General features: G+C 70.1%; 17 protein-coding genes. 14 read left to right on the top strand and 3 right to left on the bottom strand.

The annotated features are described in order from the left end of the window. Positions 1 to 140: 140 nt before the first annotated feature. Complete coding sequence (locus OIE40_RS00085; RefSeq protein ID WP_264698653.1) at positions 141 to 1340, top strand: Fic family protein; 1200 nt, start codon at positions 141 to 143, stop codon at positions 1338 to 1340. Between the two features lie 21 nt (positions 1341 to 1361). Here OIE40_RS00085 and OIE40_RS00080 read toward each other — a convergent pair whose 3' ends face one another. After that, on the bottom strand, positions 1362 to 1589 hold the full coding sequence (locus OIE40_RS00080; protein WP_264698651.1) for a helix-turn-helix domain-containing protein: 228 nt from the start codon (positions 1587 to 1589) through the stop codon (positions 1362 to 1364). A 22-nt stretch (positions 1590 to 1611) separates the two neighbouring features. Next, on the bottom strand, positions 1612 to 1821 hold the full coding sequence (locus tag OIE40_RS00075) for a hypothetical protein (RefSeq protein WP_264698649.1): 210 nt from the start codon (positions 1819 to 1821) through the stop codon (positions 1612 to 1614). 131 nt (positions 1822 to 1952) lie between these two features. Here OIE40_RS00075 and OIE40_RS00070 point away from each other — a divergent pair, with 131 nt between their 5' ends. From OIE40_RS00070 to OIE40_RS00010, 13 genes are all read left to right on the top strand, one after another. After that, positions 1953 to 2453, top strand: a complete 501-nt coding sequence (locus tag OIE40_RS00070; RefSeq protein WP_264698647.1) for an ACT domain-containing protein — start codon at positions 1953 to 1955, stop codon at positions 2451 to 2453. Positions 2454 to 2681: 228 nt separating this feature from the next. Further along, the gene (locus OIE40_RS00065) at positions 2682 to 3047 is read left to right on the top strand and encodes a SidA/IucD/PvdA family monooxygenase (RefSeq protein ID WP_264698646.1); all 366 of its coding nucleotides are present in this window, start codon (positions 2682 to 2684) and stop codon (positions 3045 to 3047) included. 19 nt (positions 3048 to 3066) lie between these two features. Next, positions 3067 to 4494: a nitronate monooxygenase gene (locus tag OIE40_RS00060; RefSeq protein ID WP_264698644.1), complete on the top strand. Its 1428-nt coding sequence runs from the start codon at positions 3067 to 3069 to the stop codon at positions 4492 to 4494. A gap of 42 nt (positions 4495 to 4536) precedes the next feature. Beyond that, positions 4537 to 5304: a YggS family pyridoxal phosphate-dependent enzyme gene (locus OIE40_RS00055; protein WP_264698642.1), complete on the top strand. Its 768-nt coding sequence runs from the start codon at positions 4537 to 4539 to the stop codon at positions 5302 to 5304. A gap of 115 nt (positions 5305 to 5419) precedes the next feature. Further along, positions 5420 to 6046: a PadR family transcriptional regulator gene (locus OIE40_RS00050; RefSeq protein ID WP_264698640.1), complete on the top strand. Its 627-nt coding sequence runs from the start codon at positions 5420 to 5422 to the stop codon at positions 6044 to 6046. Then, on the top strand, positions 6043 to 7581 hold the full coding sequence (locus OIE40_RS00045) for a DHA2 family efflux MFS transporter permease subunit (RefSeq protein WP_264698638.1): 1539 nt from the start codon (positions 6043 to 6045) through the stop codon (positions 7579 to 7581). Before OIE40_RS00050 ends, OIE40_RS00045 begins: the two co-directional genes overlap by 4 nt. Positions 7582 to 7864: 283 nt before the next feature. Beyond that, complete coding sequence (locus OIE40_RS00040; protein ID WP_264698636.1) at positions 7865 to 8872, top strand: methionine ABC transporter ATP-binding protein; 1008 nt, start codon at positions 7865 to 7867, stop codon at positions 8870 to 8872. Continuing rightward, complete coding sequence (locus OIE40_RS00035) at positions 8869 to 9552, top strand: methionine ABC transporter permease (RefSeq protein WP_264698634.1); 684 nt, start codon at positions 8869 to 8871, stop codon at positions 9550 to 9552. The genes OIE40_RS00040 and OIE40_RS00035 overlap by 4 nt, the downstream gene beginning before the upstream one ends. 41 nt (positions 9553 to 9593) lie before the next feature. Next, on the top strand, positions 9594 to 10433 hold the full coding sequence (locus OIE40_RS00030; protein WP_264698632.1) for a MetQ/NlpA family ABC transporter substrate-binding protein: 840 nt from the start codon (positions 9594 to 9596) through the stop codon (positions 10431 to 10433). A gap of 52 nt (positions 10434 to 10485) precedes the next feature. Beyond that, positions 10486 to 11463 carry a pirin family protein gene (locus OIE40_RS00025; RefSeq protein ID WP_264698631.1) on the top strand — a complete coding sequence of 326 codons (978 nt, stop codon included), beginning with the start codon at positions 10486 to 10488 and terminating at the stop codon, positions 11461 to 11463. A 27-nt stretch (positions 11464 to 11490) separates the two neighbouring features. Further along, positions 11491 to 11901: an alternative ribosome rescue aminoacyl-tRNA hydrolase ArfB gene (gene arfB, locus OIE40_RS00020; protein ID WP_264698629.1), complete on the top strand. Its 411-nt coding sequence runs from the start codon at positions 11491 to 11493 to the stop codon at positions 11899 to 11901. Between the two features lie 83 nt (positions 11902 to 11984). Further along, positions 11985 to 12230, top strand: a complete 246-nt coding sequence (locus tag OIE40_RS00015) for a FadR/GntR family transcriptional regulator (RefSeq protein ID WP_264698627.1) — start codon at positions 11985 to 11987, stop codon at positions 12228 to 12230. A 245-nt stretch (positions 12231 to 12475) separates the two neighbouring features. Beyond that, positions 12476 to 13507, top strand: coding sequence for an adenosine deaminase (locus OIE40_RS00010; RefSeq protein WP_264698626.1), 1032 nt, complete (start codon positions 12476 to 12478; stop codon positions 13505 to 13507). Positions 13508 to 13516: 9 nt separating this feature from the next. On the opposite strand, the gene OIE40_RS00005 is transcribed toward OIE40_RS00010, so the two are convergent. Beyond that, entirely contained in the window at positions 13517 to 14353 is an 837-nt protein-coding gene (locus OIE40_RS00005) for a carbohydrate-binding protein (RefSeq protein WP_413774454.1), read from the bottom strand. Between the last annotated feature and the right edge of the window lie 75 nt (positions 14354 to 14428).

Raw genomic sequence — 14428 nt, 5'->3', positions numbered from 1 at the left:
TCTTTCTCGTGGTCCTCGCGCCGTCGTCCTCGCGATGCACGCAGTCGCCGCGCGAGGCCTGCGCGAGTGCTTCGTCGCGTTGCGGCCTCTGGATCAATCACATCGATGAAAGTTTCCACAACTGCCAGTAGTGTTGCATTGTGGACGTCAAACTGTTCCAGAAGGCACCGTTCGGCACACTCGTTCCGATCAGCGGCTCACACCCCGGCGGCGGTGCCTGGGAACACTGGGCTTTTCTCCCCAATCCTCTGGCAGACGACAGCCCGGAGCTGAGCGGTCGCGCGTATCGGCACGTCGGCGATGCACGCGCAGCTCTTGCCGCACTGGATTCGACCGCCCAGCGGCTGCCCAACCCCAGGCTGTTCAGGAGTTCCACGCTGCGTCTGGAAGCCCAGTCAACTGCCGCGCTCGAAGGTACCTACGAACCTCCGGCGCGAGTCCTGGCCGCCGACTCCGACGACCTGCAGGACCCCTCGCTTCGTGAAGTGCTCAACTACGTGATCGTGGCCGAGACCGCATTCGGTTGGGCAGAGGAACGCCGGGGTTGGGGCTCGTCCAGTCTGGCCAATCTGCAAGGCATGCTCATGCGCGGAACGCCGTCGGAGCGTGAGCACTCCGGGCAGGTGCGACCGGTACAAGTAGTGATCGGACGTCGGGAGGGCGTGCCGCCGGGCGAGATCCCCATCAAAGCGGCGCGGTACGTTCCGCCGCCTCCAGGAGCCGATCTCGAAGCGCGACTACGCGACCTGACTGTGTGGATGCAGGCTGATCACGACGATCGCATCGATCCTGTCGTGGCTGCGGCGATGGGTCACTACGAGTTCGAGGCACTACACCCCTTCCACGACGGCAACGGACGGCTGGGACGACTCCTGATCGTCCTGCAGTTGTACGCGTCCGGTGTTCTCACCGAGCCGACTCTCTCGGTGTCGACCTGGTTCGAGGCTCGCCGGCAGGAGTACTACGACGCGCTGCTCGCCGTCTCGACCGATGGCGACTGGTCCACCTGGGTCGAGTTCTTCGCCCAGGGTTTGGCGGATTCGGCCGACGCTGCACGGAGACGGATGTCGACTCTGGCAGGGGTCCAGGCCGAACTGAAGGAAAGTCTTCAGTCCACCCCGATCCGTACCGGAAACGCCCGGTTGCTCGTCGACTTCGCGGTGGGTCAACCCACGTTCACTGTCGCTCAGGCGGCCAGAGTCTTGGGCATCGGCAAGGCCGGCGCCAAGAAGCTCATCGACTCGCTCGTCACCCACGACATCCTCGCCCCCTACGACGAGCGTGTGTACGGGCGCCGTTTCCACGCGCCGCGGGTCTTGGACGTTCTGCTCGAGCAGTAGCGAGGGTGCCGCTCGCGTGGGTCATGCGCGGCGGCGGGTGAAGGTCAGGCCGGTGGGAATCGGCCGGAAGAGGCGGTCGAGATCCTCGGATCGAACACGAATGAGCCGCTCGCCGAAGCGGGAGGCGGGCAGGCGGCCCGCCTCGATACGGCGTCGCAGCGTGTCGACGCTGACCCCGTAAAGGGCAGCAGCTTGTTGCAGGGACAGCCACTCCGGTAGGGGCTGGTTCCAGTTGGGATGGATCGCCATGGCGGTTCCTTTCGATGGGGTGTCAGATGCTGATGTCGCGGTTGCGGCCGCGGTCGGGTCGATGCGTACTGGGGGGTTGGGACATGGGTCGGTGGGCCTGTGTGATGGTGAGTGCTTCTTGGTATTCCATCTCGACTTGCTGCTGGATGAGGGTGGTGATCCGGTAGTGCAGGGCGTCGGCGGGGTGGTCGATGGGCAGCGGGCCGAGTCCGGCAGCGATGGTGAGCAGCACGTGGAGACGAGGCCGCAGCTGAGACGTGTGGGCAAGGTGTGCGGCGCACCTGACCGACCGAGTCCGCAACCGTGACGCAACACCGACGAAACGTCACTGCCGTAGCGTGTCGGAATGGGAGCACCGCGATGATGGAGCGAATCAGTGGGACGCCGATCCGCGACCTGGCGTCGACCGGTCAGGTGCGGGTGCGCTACGTCGCCTACGTGCGCGCCGCCGACCGGCCCGGTTCGCTGACCGCGGTGGCCGAGGTGATCAGCGGGCGAGGCGTCAGCATCGAGTTCTTCGCCACCGGCGACCGCCGCGGCAACAACGTCCTGCTCACTCTCGTGTTCGCCACCAGCCACCGCCTGCAGAGCCTCATCGAACGAACCCTGCTCGGACTGTCGGGCGTCGAGGAGGTGACGATGGTGTCGGCGGATTCGCCGCAGGTGCGGGCCGCCGGTGTCGTGCACGCACTGGCCGGACGCCGCTTCGTCCCGCCCCCGGACACGGCCGTCACCTGGTCGGGCGACACCAGCCTCGACCAGCCGCTGCTCGTCGAGGGCACGCTGATCGACGTCGAGGCGGTGATGGACGCCGCGCGCCGCGACGGCGCCGTGCTGACCAGTTGGATGCTGCTGCCGCCGTAACCCGCCGAAGGACGTACCATCCTCGCGAACACCAGGAGGGTGATGTCCGACACGTGCATCATCGGCGCCGGCCCGGCAGGGCTCGCGACCGGCAGATTCTGCGCTACCTGAGGAGCTTCGCCGACGCCCACGACCTGGTCGCGCCGATCGAGTTCGGCGTCGAAGTCAGCTCGCTCGAGCCCACCGAAGACGGCCGCTGGCGGGTCACCCGCTCCGACGGCACGGCGCGTGCACTACCGGGTGGTGGCCGCCTCCGGCGTCCAATGGGACCCGATCGTGCCGGCCCCGCCGGCCGGCTACACCGGCGAGGTGCGGCACTCGGTGACCTATCGCAGCGCCGACGAGCTGAACCGACGCCGGGTGCTGGTCGTCGGGGCCGGCAACTCGGGCTGCGACATCGCCTGCGACGCGGCCCGCAGCGCCGACCACGCCGTGCTGAGCGTGCGGCGCGGCTACTGGTTCGTTCCCAAGCACGTGTTCGGCGTCCCCTCCGACGTGTTCGCCGAGGGCGGGCCGGCACTGCCGATATGGCTGCAGCAGCGGTTGCTCGGCGTCCTGCTGGCCGGTGCCGTGAGATTACCTACGAAAGCGTAACTTACGCTACCGTAGGTGCATGGTTCTCCCCGTGCGCACTCACCCGGTCGTCATCCAGGGCGGCATGGGTGTCGCCGTGTCGTCGTGGCAGCTCGCCCACGAGGTGTCACTGGCCGGTCAGCTCGGCGTGGTGTCGGGCACCGCGCTCGACGGCGTCCTGGCCCGAACCCTCGCCGACGGCGACCCGGGCGGGCACCGTCGTCGCGCACTGGCCCACTTTCCGTCACCGGCGATCGCCCGCCGGGTGCTGGAGCGCTACTTCATCGAGGGCGGTCGGCGCCCCGGCCAGCCCTACCGGCCGCACCCAACCCTGACCATCGACCCGAGCCGGGCAGCGATCGAGCTGAGTCTCGCGGCGAACTTCACCGAGGTGTGGCTGGCGAAACAGGGCCACACGGGCGTGGTCGGCATCAACATGCTGGAGAAGATCCAGACCGCCAACCCCAGCGCGATCCTGGGCGCCATGCTCGCCGGCGTCGACTACGTGATCATGGGCGCCGGGGTGCCGCGGGAGATCCCCCGGCTGCTCACCGAGTTCGCCGCCGGGCGCCCCGGACGGCTCACCATCGACGTGGCCGACGCCACCCGCACCCACTACGCCGAACTCGACCCGGTCGCCTACCTCGGCGCCGACCTGCCGGCCATGAGCCGACCGAAGTTCCTGGCGATCGTGTCGCTGCACGTGCTCGCCACCTACCTCAACCGGGACCCGCAGACCCGTCCGGACGGCTTCGTCATCGAGGGACCGCGGGCCGGCGGGCACAGCGCGCCACCGCGCGGCCGGATGGTGCTCGACGAGGCGGGTGAACCGGTCTACGGACCCAAGGACATCGCCGACCTGACCAAGATCTCCGAGCTCGGCGTGCCGTTCTGGCTGGCCGGCGCCTACGCCACCCCCGAGAAGGTCGCCGAGGCGCGCGCGGTGGGCGCCGCCGGCGTCCAGATCGGCACGCTGTTCGCGATGGCCGACGAATCGGGGCTGCTGCCCAGCCTGAAGCGTCGGCTGCTCGGCGAGCTCGCGGCCGGCACCCTGCGGGTACGCAACGATCCGCGCGCCTCGCCGACCGGCTTCCCGTTCAAGGTCGCCGAGCTCGACGACACCCTTTCCGACCAGGAGGCGTACGCGACCCGCGAACGGATCTGCGACCTGGGCTACCTGCGCGCTCCGGTGGAGCGTCCGGACGGCTCGGTCGGCTACCGGTGCGCGTCCGAGCCCGTGCACATGTTCACCCGCAAGGGCGGTGAGGTCGCCGATACCGCGGGTCGCAAGTGCCTGTGCAACGCCCTGATGGCGAACATCGGACTGGGTCAGCTGCGCCGCAGCGGCTACGTCGAGCAGCCGGCGGTCACTCTCGGCCAGGACCTGGCGGGCTCGCGACGGTTGATCGAGCTGCACCCGCAGGGCTGGACGGCCCGGCAGGCCGTGGACTGGCTGCTACCGGCCTGATCCGGCCTGCGACGCCCGCGTGTGCGGCACTACGGTGGTGCCATGCCCGCCGATGCCAGCTACCCGACCGCCACCAGCGTGGAGGACTTCGCGGGCCGGCTGGCGACGGTGCGGGCCACCATCGCCGACGCCGCCGAACGGGTGGGCCGGAACCCAGACGAGGTCAGGCTGTTGCCGGTCAGCAAGACCGTTCCGCAGGAGCGGCTGCGCAACGCGATCGCGGCCGGCTGCCACCAGCTCGGTGAGAACAAGGTGCAGGAGGCCAAGCGCAAGCACGGCGAGTTGGCCGACCTCGACGTGTCCTGGTCGGTGATCGGGCACCTGCAGACCAACAAGGCCCGCGACGTCGCCGCGTTCGCCGACGAGTTCCAGGCCCTGGACAGCCTGCGGGTGGCCGAGGCCCTCGATCGGCGGTTGCAGGCGGCCGGGCGCTCGCTGGACGTGTTCGTGCAGGTCAACACCTCCGGCGAGGAGTCGAAGTACGGGCTGCCCCCCGAGGAGGTCGTCGGCTTCCTGCGGCAGCTGCCGCGCTACACCGCCCTGCGCGTGCGGGGCCTGATGACGCTGGCCGTGTTCAGTGCGGACGCCGACGCCGTCCGGGCCTGCTTCGTGAGGCTGCGCGAGCTCCGCGACCGGGCCCGGGACAGCGACCCGGGGCTGGTCGGACCGGGCGGCCTGTCGATGGGCATGTCCGGCGACTACGCCCTGGCCGTGACCGAGGGCGCCACCTGCGTCCGGGTGGGGCAGGCCATCTTCGGTGCCCGTGCGGCCACCCGCAACGAGGCTCACTACTGGCCCACCCAGGGCTGAACCGGCGCCCTTCACCCGTCCCGGGCCCCGTCCGCACCGGGACTTGTCTCCGCGTCGCCATCGACATATAGTCCATGTGGATTAATCGCAACTGATCATTCTGAATGGACCAACGATGAAGGACCCGCTCGACCGGCTCACCCCACTGGGGGTGATGGTGCTCGGTCTGCTCCGCGAGGGTGACATGCATCCCTACGAGATGTTGAAGCTGATGCGCCAACGACACGATGACCGGCTCGTCACGATCACCAACGGCACCCTCTATCACACGGTCGCACGGCTGTGCCGGCAGGGCCTGCTTGACGAGGTCGGGGTCGACCGGGCGGGCAACCGACCCGAGCGGACCACCTACACGCTCACCGACGCCGGTCGCAGCATCGTGCCCGAGTGGGTGCGCCGCGAACTGCCGCGAACCGACTGCCCCGAACAGTTCCAGATCGCCCTGGCCGAGGCCCACAACCTCGACCGGGACGAGGTCGTCGACCTGCTGTGCCGCCGGCGCGCTGGCCTGCTGGTCGAGCGCGAACTGCTCGCCCCCGGACGCCGCAAGGCCACCGACCGGGGCGTCCCCCGCCAGTACCTGATCGAGATCGAGCGGGCGCTGGTGCTGCTGGAGGCCGAGCTGGGCTGGCTCGACACCCTGCTGTCCGAACTCGACGACCACGATTTCGCGTGGGGCGACGAGGCCGAACCGGCCGCCGCGACCACCGACCCCGAACCCCGAGAGGCTGCCCGCCGATGACCGACCAACCAACCACCGGCACCACGCCGGCCCACGCCACCGCGGCGTCCGCACCCCACAGCCCCTGGCCGGCGCTGTGGGCCGTGATCGTCGGCTTCTTCATGTTGCTGGTCGACACCACGATCGTCTCCGTGGCCAACCCGGCCATCAAGACAGCCCTCGACCCCGACACCGGCAATCTCGACAACGTGGTGTGGGTGACCAGCGCCTACCTGCTCGCCTTCGCGGTGCCGCTGCTGATCTCCGGACGCCTCGGCGACGCCTTCGGACCGAAGCGGGTGTACCTGACGGGGCTGGCCGTCTTCACCCTGGCCTCGCTGGGCTGCGGGCTCTCGACCAGCCTCGGCATGCTGGTCGCGATGCGCGCCGTGCAGGGCCTGGGCGCGGCGCTGATGAGCCCACAGTCGATGGCGCTGATCACCCGCACCTTCCCCGCCGATCGACGCGGCGCCGCCATGGGCCTGTGGGGCGCCACCGCCGGGGTCGCCACCCTGGTGGGCCCCCTGGCCGGCGGCGCGCTGGTGGACGCCTTCGGCTGGGAGGCGATCTTCTTCGTCAACCTGCCGGTCGGGGTCGCGGGCTTCGTCCTGGCGTGGTTCCTGGTGCCGGCGCTGGAGACCCACCGGCACCGCTTCGACATGGTCGGCGTGCTGCTCAGTGCGGTCGGGCTGTTCCTGCTGGTCTTCGGCCTGCAAGAGGGCGAGGCCTACGACTGGGGCGTGATCTGGGGACCGGTCAGCGTCTGGTCGCTGATCGTCGCGGGGCTGCTGGTGCTGGGGCTGTTCGCCTGGCAGCAGTCGCGCACGGCGTCCGAACCGCTGGTGCCGCTGGCCCTCTTCGCCGACCGCAACTTCTCGCTGTCGAACCTGGCCATCGCCACCGTGGGTGCCAGCGTGACGGCGATGGCTCTGCCGATGATGTTCTTCCTGCAGCTGGCCCGTGGGCTGACCCCGACCGACGCGGCGCTGCTGACGATCCCCACCGCGGTGCTGTCGGGGGTGTTGTCGCCGCTGGCCGGACGCCTACTGGACCGCACCGACCCGCGGGTCCTGCTGCTGCCCGGCATGCTGCTCTTCGGCGGCGGCCTGTTGTGGTACTCGACCCTGATGCGGGCCGACACCGCGCTGCCGCTGTTCCTGCTGCCGGCGGCGCTGGTCGGCATCGGCTCGGCGGGCGTGTGGGGACCGCTGGCCACCACCGCCACCCGCAACCTGCCGCCGCGGCAGGCCGGGGCCGGCTCGGGCATCTACAACACCACCCGCACCATCGGCTCGGTGATCGGCTCGGCGGCCATCGCCGCGGTCATGCAGGCGCGGCTCGAGGCGAACCTGCCCGGTGGGTCGGCGGACGCCGGATTCGGCAGCGGACAGCTGCCGTCGTTCCTGGTCGACGGGTTCTCCGCCGCCATGTCGCAGGCGATGCTGCTGCCGGTCGCGACCATCACTCTGGGCACGATCGTGGTGCTGTTCGTGCGCCGCTGGCGGGCCACCACCCCCGCTCCGCGGCGCGCCGTCGACGAACCTGCGGCCCGGTGAATCCACAACGACAAGTCGAAATACAAACAACTGACCTCTTTAGTACTACGATTTGCGCCCGGACGGGACGGCGCGGCAGAATGAGCTCGTGTTCAGCATGTCGCCCCGTCCCGTCCGCCTGCTCCGTGCAGCGTCGACGATGATGCGCGTGCGAATGTGTTGCCGCTGATCTCCTTCCCGCGACAGCACGACCACCAGGGCTTCCACTGGCCCTTCCCTGCCCACGGGACCGGACGCCGTCCGGCCGTGCTGTCTGCCGCCCCGACCAGACAGGACCCTCCCCGTGATCACCGTCACCGACCTGAAGAAGGTCTACCGTCAACCCAACCGTGAGATACGCGCCCTCGACGGTGTCACGCTGAGCGTGCCCGCCGACTCGGTGCACGGCGTGATCGGCCAGTCCGGGGCCGGCAAGTCGACGCTGGTGCGGGCCATCGCGCTGCTCGACCGGCCCACCAGCGGCACCGTCGAGATCAACGGGGTGGATCTGACCGCTGTCCGCTCGGCGCCACTGCGCAAGGCGCGGCGGCGGCTGGGGCTGGTGTTCCAGCAGGCCAACCTGTTCGACTCGCGCACCATCGCCGGCAACGTGGCCTACCCGCTCGAACTGGCCGGACTGGGCGGCGCCGAGCGTGCCGCCAAGGCTCAGGAGTTGCTCGGCCTGGTCGGCCTCGGGGACTCCGGAGCCGCCTACCCCGCGCAACTGTCCGGCGGTCAGCGGCAGCGGGTCGGAATCGCCCGGGCGCTCGCCACCGACCCCGACGTGCTGCTGTGCGACGAGCCGACCAGCGCTCTCGACCCGGCCACCACCGGCGAGATCCTCGACCTGATCGCCGCCCTGAAGGCGCGGCTCGGGCTGGCGGTACTGATCATCACCCACGAGATGAGCGTGGTGAAGCGGATCTGCGATTCGGTGTCGCTGCTCGAGGCCGGACGGCTGGTCGAATCCGGCCCGCTGGTCGAGGTGGTGGGCCGGTTCGGCAGCCGGCTCAGTGAGCTGCTGCTGGCGCTGCCACCCACCCCCGAGCCGGACTCCGCCGCCGGCGTCACCGTCGAGGTGCTGGACGCCGTCAGCGCGGGCGCCGTGCCCGCCCTGGCTACGGTCGGACGTCAGTTCGGCGTCGACCTGCCGGTGCTGGCCGGCACCGTCGAGTCGCTCGGCGGGGTGGCCTTCCACCGGCAGCGGGTGCTGGTGCCCTCAGCGCTGGCCGTCGACGAGGTGCTCGCCGCGCTGCGCCGGCACGGAGCCCAGGCCGGCCGGACGGCGTCCGGTGCGGAGGCGGCGGCATGAACGACTTCTGGAACGACCTGGTGAGCAACCCGGCGATCACCGAGGCACTGTGGCCGGCCCTCGGCGAAACGCTGCAGATGGTCGGCCTCGCCGGCCTGGCCACCGTGCTGTTCGGCCTGCCGCTGGGCGTGGTGCTGTTCGTCACCCAGCCGGGCGGCCTGGCCGCGAACCGAACCGTCAACGTGCTGCTCGGCGGCGTGCTGGTGAACATCACCCGCTCCATTCCGTACGCGATCCTGATGGTGTCGTTGATCCCCTTCACCCGCTGGATCGTCGGCACCTCCATCGGCCCCATCGCCGCCTCGGTGTCGCTGACCATCGCGTCGGTGCCGTTCTTCGCGAGGCTCGTCGAGACGTCCCTGCGCGAGGTGCACCCCGGCAAGGTGGACGCCGCCCACGCAATGGGTTCGACGCGCGCCCAGACCGTCACCAAGGTGCTGGTCCCCGAGGCGCTGCCCTCCCTGGTCGCCAGCATCACCACCACCGTCGTCGCCCTGATCGGCTACTCGGCGATGGCCGGGCTGATCGGCGGCGGCGGGCTGGGCCGGCTGGCCTACAACTACGGCTACCAGCGCTTCCAGCCCGAGGTGATGCTCGTCGTGCTGGTGATCCTCGTCGCCCTGGTGCAACTCGTCCAGCTGGTCGGCGACGCCGTCGTCCGCCGGGTCGACCACCGCTGACCCTCTGACCCCCAACGAACAACCCACAAGGAGAAACACCGATGTCAACACTGAGGAAACTACTGGCCGCAGTGGCCGCCGGCGCCGCCACCCTGGCGCTCGCGGCCTGCAGCGGCACCCCCGCCGCCAGCCCGAGCGGCACCGAGTCGTCCGCCGCGCTGACCACCGTCACGGTGGGTGCCAGCCCGGTGCCGCACGCGAAGATCCTCGAGTTCGTGAAGGAGAAGCTGGCGCCCGCCGCCGGGATCGACCTGCAGATCGTCGAGTTCGACGACTACGTGCAGCCCAACGAGGCGCTGGCGTCCAAGGAGCTGGACGCCAACTACTTCCAGCACCTGCCCTACCTGGAGGCGCAGATCAAGGAGCGCGGGTACGCCTTCGAGCACGGCGCCGGCGTCCACATCGAGCCGTACGCGGCGTTCTCGAAGAAGTACACCTCGCTGGCCGACCTGCCTCAGGGCGCCTCGATCGCGATCACCAACGACGCGTCGAACCAGATCCGCGGGCTGCGGGTGCTGGAGACCGCGGGGCTGCTGACCGGCATCACCGACGACTCCAACGTGCTCAACCTGACCGCCGAGCAGAACCCGAAGGGCTTCAAGTTTGTGGAGAACCAGCCTGAGGTGATCGTGCAGCAGCTCGACGACCCGGCCATCGACCTGGCGTTCGTGAACGGCAACTTCATCCTGACCGCCGGCCTGTCGACCGCTGACGCGCTGGCCGTCGAGAAGGTCGAGGACAACCCGTACGCCAACCTGCTGGTGTGGCGCACCGACAACACCAACCCCGGCGTGGCGAAGCTCGAGGAGTTTCTGCACAGCCCCGAGGTGGCCGACTTCATCAAGCAGACCTGGCCCTCGGGCGACGTGCTGCCCGGCTGATTTCTGCGGCGGGGTCGGCCTAGGCTGGGCCACCACCGGGCGAGGAGGCGCGATGAGCAACACCGAGACCAGGGCTGAGTGGCACGAGTGCCTGGCCGATCCCGCACACGATCCCGAGCAGATCCAGCTGGTCGAGCCCAAGGAGGTGACGCTGGGTGAGGACGCGCTGACCGTGCGTCGCACTCTGCCGTCGCTACGGCGTTCGTTCGTCGGGGCCTGGTGCTTCGCCGACCACTACGGCCCCGAGACCGGTATCTGCATGGACGTCCCGCCGCACCCGCACACGGGGCTGCAGACCGTCAGCTGGCTGTTCTCCGGCGAGATCGAGCACCGCGATTCCGGCGGCGTGCACGCGATGGTGCGGCCCGGCGAGGTGAACCTGATGACCTCCGGCTACGGCATCGCGCATTCGGAGGTGTCCACCCCCGAGCGCGACCTGCTGCACGGCGTCCAGTTGTGGGTCGCGCTGCCCGAGGCCGAGAAGGACCTGATCCGCGAGTTCCAGCACCACGTGCCGGACGCCGTGACCGAGCCCGGCGTGACCGCGCGGGTGTTCATCGGATCGCTCGCCGGCGCCACCTCGCCGGTGCACACCCAGACCCCGCTGCTCGGGGCCGAGGTGATCCTGGACGCGGGCGCCACCTGGGAGGTGGCGGTCGACCCCGACCACGAGCACGGCGTCCTGGTCGACACCGGCCACGTCGACTTCGACGGCGTCCGGCTGGATCGCTCGGTGCTCGGCGTCCGCGACGCCGGGCTGGGCCACCTGCGGCTCAGCAATCCGACCGACGGCCCGGCCCGGGTGATGCTGCTCGGCGGCGAACCGTTCGACGAGGGCATCGTGATGTGGTGGAACTTCATCGGCCGCGACCACGACGACATCGTCCGGATGCGGTCGGAGTGGAACGAGGCGCCCGACGACCGGTTCGGCCGCGTCGCCGGCTATCGCGGCAGCATTCCGCGCCTGCCTGCGCCGCCGCTGCCGACGGACCTGAAGCTGAAGCGACGCTTCCGCCGCGGGAGGCAATGAGAGGGCTGGTCCCGGCACACTGTCGACATGGAAGACGCCGAGGACCTGCGCACCCCGAGCGGGTTGGGCGTGCCCACCGAAGCGCTGGACTGGTCGTTCGTCCGTTCGTCAGGACCGGGCGGGCAGAACGTCGACAAACGCTCCACGCGGGTGAGGCTCGCGGTCGACCTGCGCCTGCTGACCGGTCCGGACGCCGCGGTCGCGCGGGTCCGCGCGGCGCTGGGAGACACCCTGCGCGTCACCAGCCAGGACACCCGCAGCCAGTGGCGCAACCGTCGGGAATGCCTCGAACGGGCGGCGCAACTGATCGATGCCGCCACCGTGCCGACGCGGCGGCGACGCCCGACCCGGCGCACCAGAGGCTCCGTGGAGCGCCGGCTCAGCAGCAAGCGTCGGGTCGCGGAGAAGAAGCTGAGCCGCCGCGACATCGGCTGGTAGGTCGCGCGCTGCTGTGGGCCGGAGCGGCAGTGGCGTGCGGCTGTCTGCCGTTGGCTCGCGGCTAGAGTCGGAGGAGGTCGCCCGTGCAGGTCGGATCGGAGCGCGCCCGCCGGACACTGGCCTTCCTTCGCCAGAAGATCACCTCGGGTGAGTGGCCGATCAACTCCAAGATCCCCACCGAGCCCGAGCTGATGCGGTTGCTCGGAGTGGGCAAGACGACGGTGCGCGAGGCGGTTCGATCGCTAGCCAGCCTGGGCATTCTGGAGCCGCTGCCGGGCACGGCACGTTCGTCCGCTCCAGAATGCCGGTCAGCACAAAGAAGGGTGTGATCAAGGTCACGCTGAAGAAGCTCTCGAAGGACACCCACACCCTCAAGGCGAAGTTCGGCGGCAACGGCCAGTCACTGCCAGCACCTCGAGCAAGACCAAGCTCAGGGTCAGCTGACGCTCCTCACCCCTCGATAGGCCCGTGTCCCCCGTCCAGTCCTGGGCGGGGGACACGGCGTTGGTCGGGGTTCACCTGGTGGGCCATCGCGGCGACCCACACCCAGCGCCCGATGTGACACCATCGAGCGATGACGCGGGATCTGGATGCGCTGCCGAAGGCGCACCTGCACCTGCACTTCACCGGCTCGATGAGCATCGCGTCGCTGCAGCATCTCGCCGACCTGGCCGGCATCGGCCTGCACGAGTCGCTGGTGGACGCCGACGGCCTGCTGGTGCCACCCGACCAGCGCGGCTGGTTCCGCTTCCAACGGCTCTACGACATGGCCCGCAAGGTGGTCTGCAGCGAGGAGGCGATGCGGTTCATCATCGCCCAGGCGGCCCGCGACGATGCCGCGGAGGGTTCGCGGCGGCTGGAGCTGCAGGTCGACCCCTCCAGCTACGCGCCGCACGTGGGCGGGCTGCAGCCGGCGATCGAGATCATCCTCGACGAGGCCCGGGCGGCGAGCTCCGCGACCGGCGTCCAGGTCGCGATCGTGCTCGCCGCGAGCCGGGTGCGGCACCCGCTGGACGCCCGCACCATCGCCCGGCTGGCCGCCCGCTACGCCGGACCCGAGGGCGTCGTGGCGTTCGGCCTCAGCAACAACGAGCGGGCCGGGGCGACGGCCGAGTGGGCGCCCGCGTTCACGATCGCCCGCAACGCCGGCCTGCCGGGCGTCCCGCACGGCGGCGAACTGCTCGGTCCCACCCACCTGCGGCAGGTGGTGGAGTTCCTGCGACCCACCCGGATCGGTCACGGCATCCGCAGCGCCGAGGACCGGCGGCTGCTCGACGAACTCGTCCGCTCGGGCATCGCGCTCGAGGTGTGCCCGACCTCGAACGTGCACCTGGGCGTGTACGCCGAGGCCGCCGACGTGCCGCTGCGGCACCTGGTGGACGCCGGTGCGACGGTCGCCCTGAGCGCCGACGACCCGCTGCTGTTCCTTTCCCGGCTGACCGCGCAGTACCGGCTGGCCCGCGAGCAGCTCGGCTTCAGCGACCCAGAACTGGCCGAGCTCGCCCGCTCCAGCATCCGGGCCTCGTTGGCGTCGGACGCCGACAAGGCCCGGTGGCTGGCCGAGGTGGACGACTGGCTCGAACCCGGCGCCTCGGACGCCGCCTGAGCCCGGTGCCTACCGTCCGAAGCTGAGGCTGTCGATGGCGACGAAGTCGGCGCCCTGCCCCGACGTGAACGTCACGTACACGTCATGCACGCCACTCACCCCCGAGATGTTGGCCGGAACCGAACGCCACGACGTCCAACCACCCGTGTTCGCCACCGCGAAACTGCCCGCCACCTGAGCCGTCGGCGAATCCAACCGCACCTCGACCAGGCCCGACACCCCACCGGCAGCACCCGAGGCCACCTTCGCGGTGAACTGGTTCGCCGCAGTCGACCCGAAATCCAGACCGGAGAACTTCAACCAGTCACCATTGCCCAACCCAGTCACCGCGGACGACCCGATCGTCGCACCCTTCGACGCCGACGCAGCCTCGGCCTCGATCGTCCGGTACGCCGACCCCGACGGATCACCCGTCGCAGTGGACGTCGGCGTCGGAGTCGGAGTCGGCGTCGGGGTGGGCTCGACGGCCCCGTCCGGGCGTTGGAAGCTGAGGCTGTCGATGGCGACGAAGTCGGCGCCCTGCCCCGAGGTGAACGTCACGTACACGTCATGCACGCCACTCACCCCCGAGATGTTGGCCGGAACCGAACGCCACGACGTCCAACCACCCGTGTTCGCCACCGCGAAACTGCCCGCCACCTGAGCCGTCGGCGAATCCAACCGCACCTCGACCAGGCCCGACACCCCACCGGCAGCACCCGAGGCCACCTTCGCGGTGAACTGGTTCGCCGCAGTCGACCCGAAATCCAGACCGGAGAACTTCAACCAGTCACCATTGCCCAACCCAGTCACCGCGGACGACCCGATCGTCGCACCCTTCGACGCCGACGCAGCCTCGGCCTCGATCGTCCGGTACGCCGACCCCGACGGATCACCCGTCGCAGTGGACGTCGGCGTCGGAGTCGGAGTCGGCGTCGGGGT

Source organism: Micropruina sonneratiae (assembly GCF_025972045.1).
In the GTDB taxonomy this organism is placed as follows: domain Bacteria; phylum Actinomycetota; class Actinomycetes; order Propionibacteriales; family Propionibacteriaceae; genus Micropruina; species Micropruina sonneratiae.
This window is presented reverse-complemented; position numbering and strand designations above follow the sequence as displayed.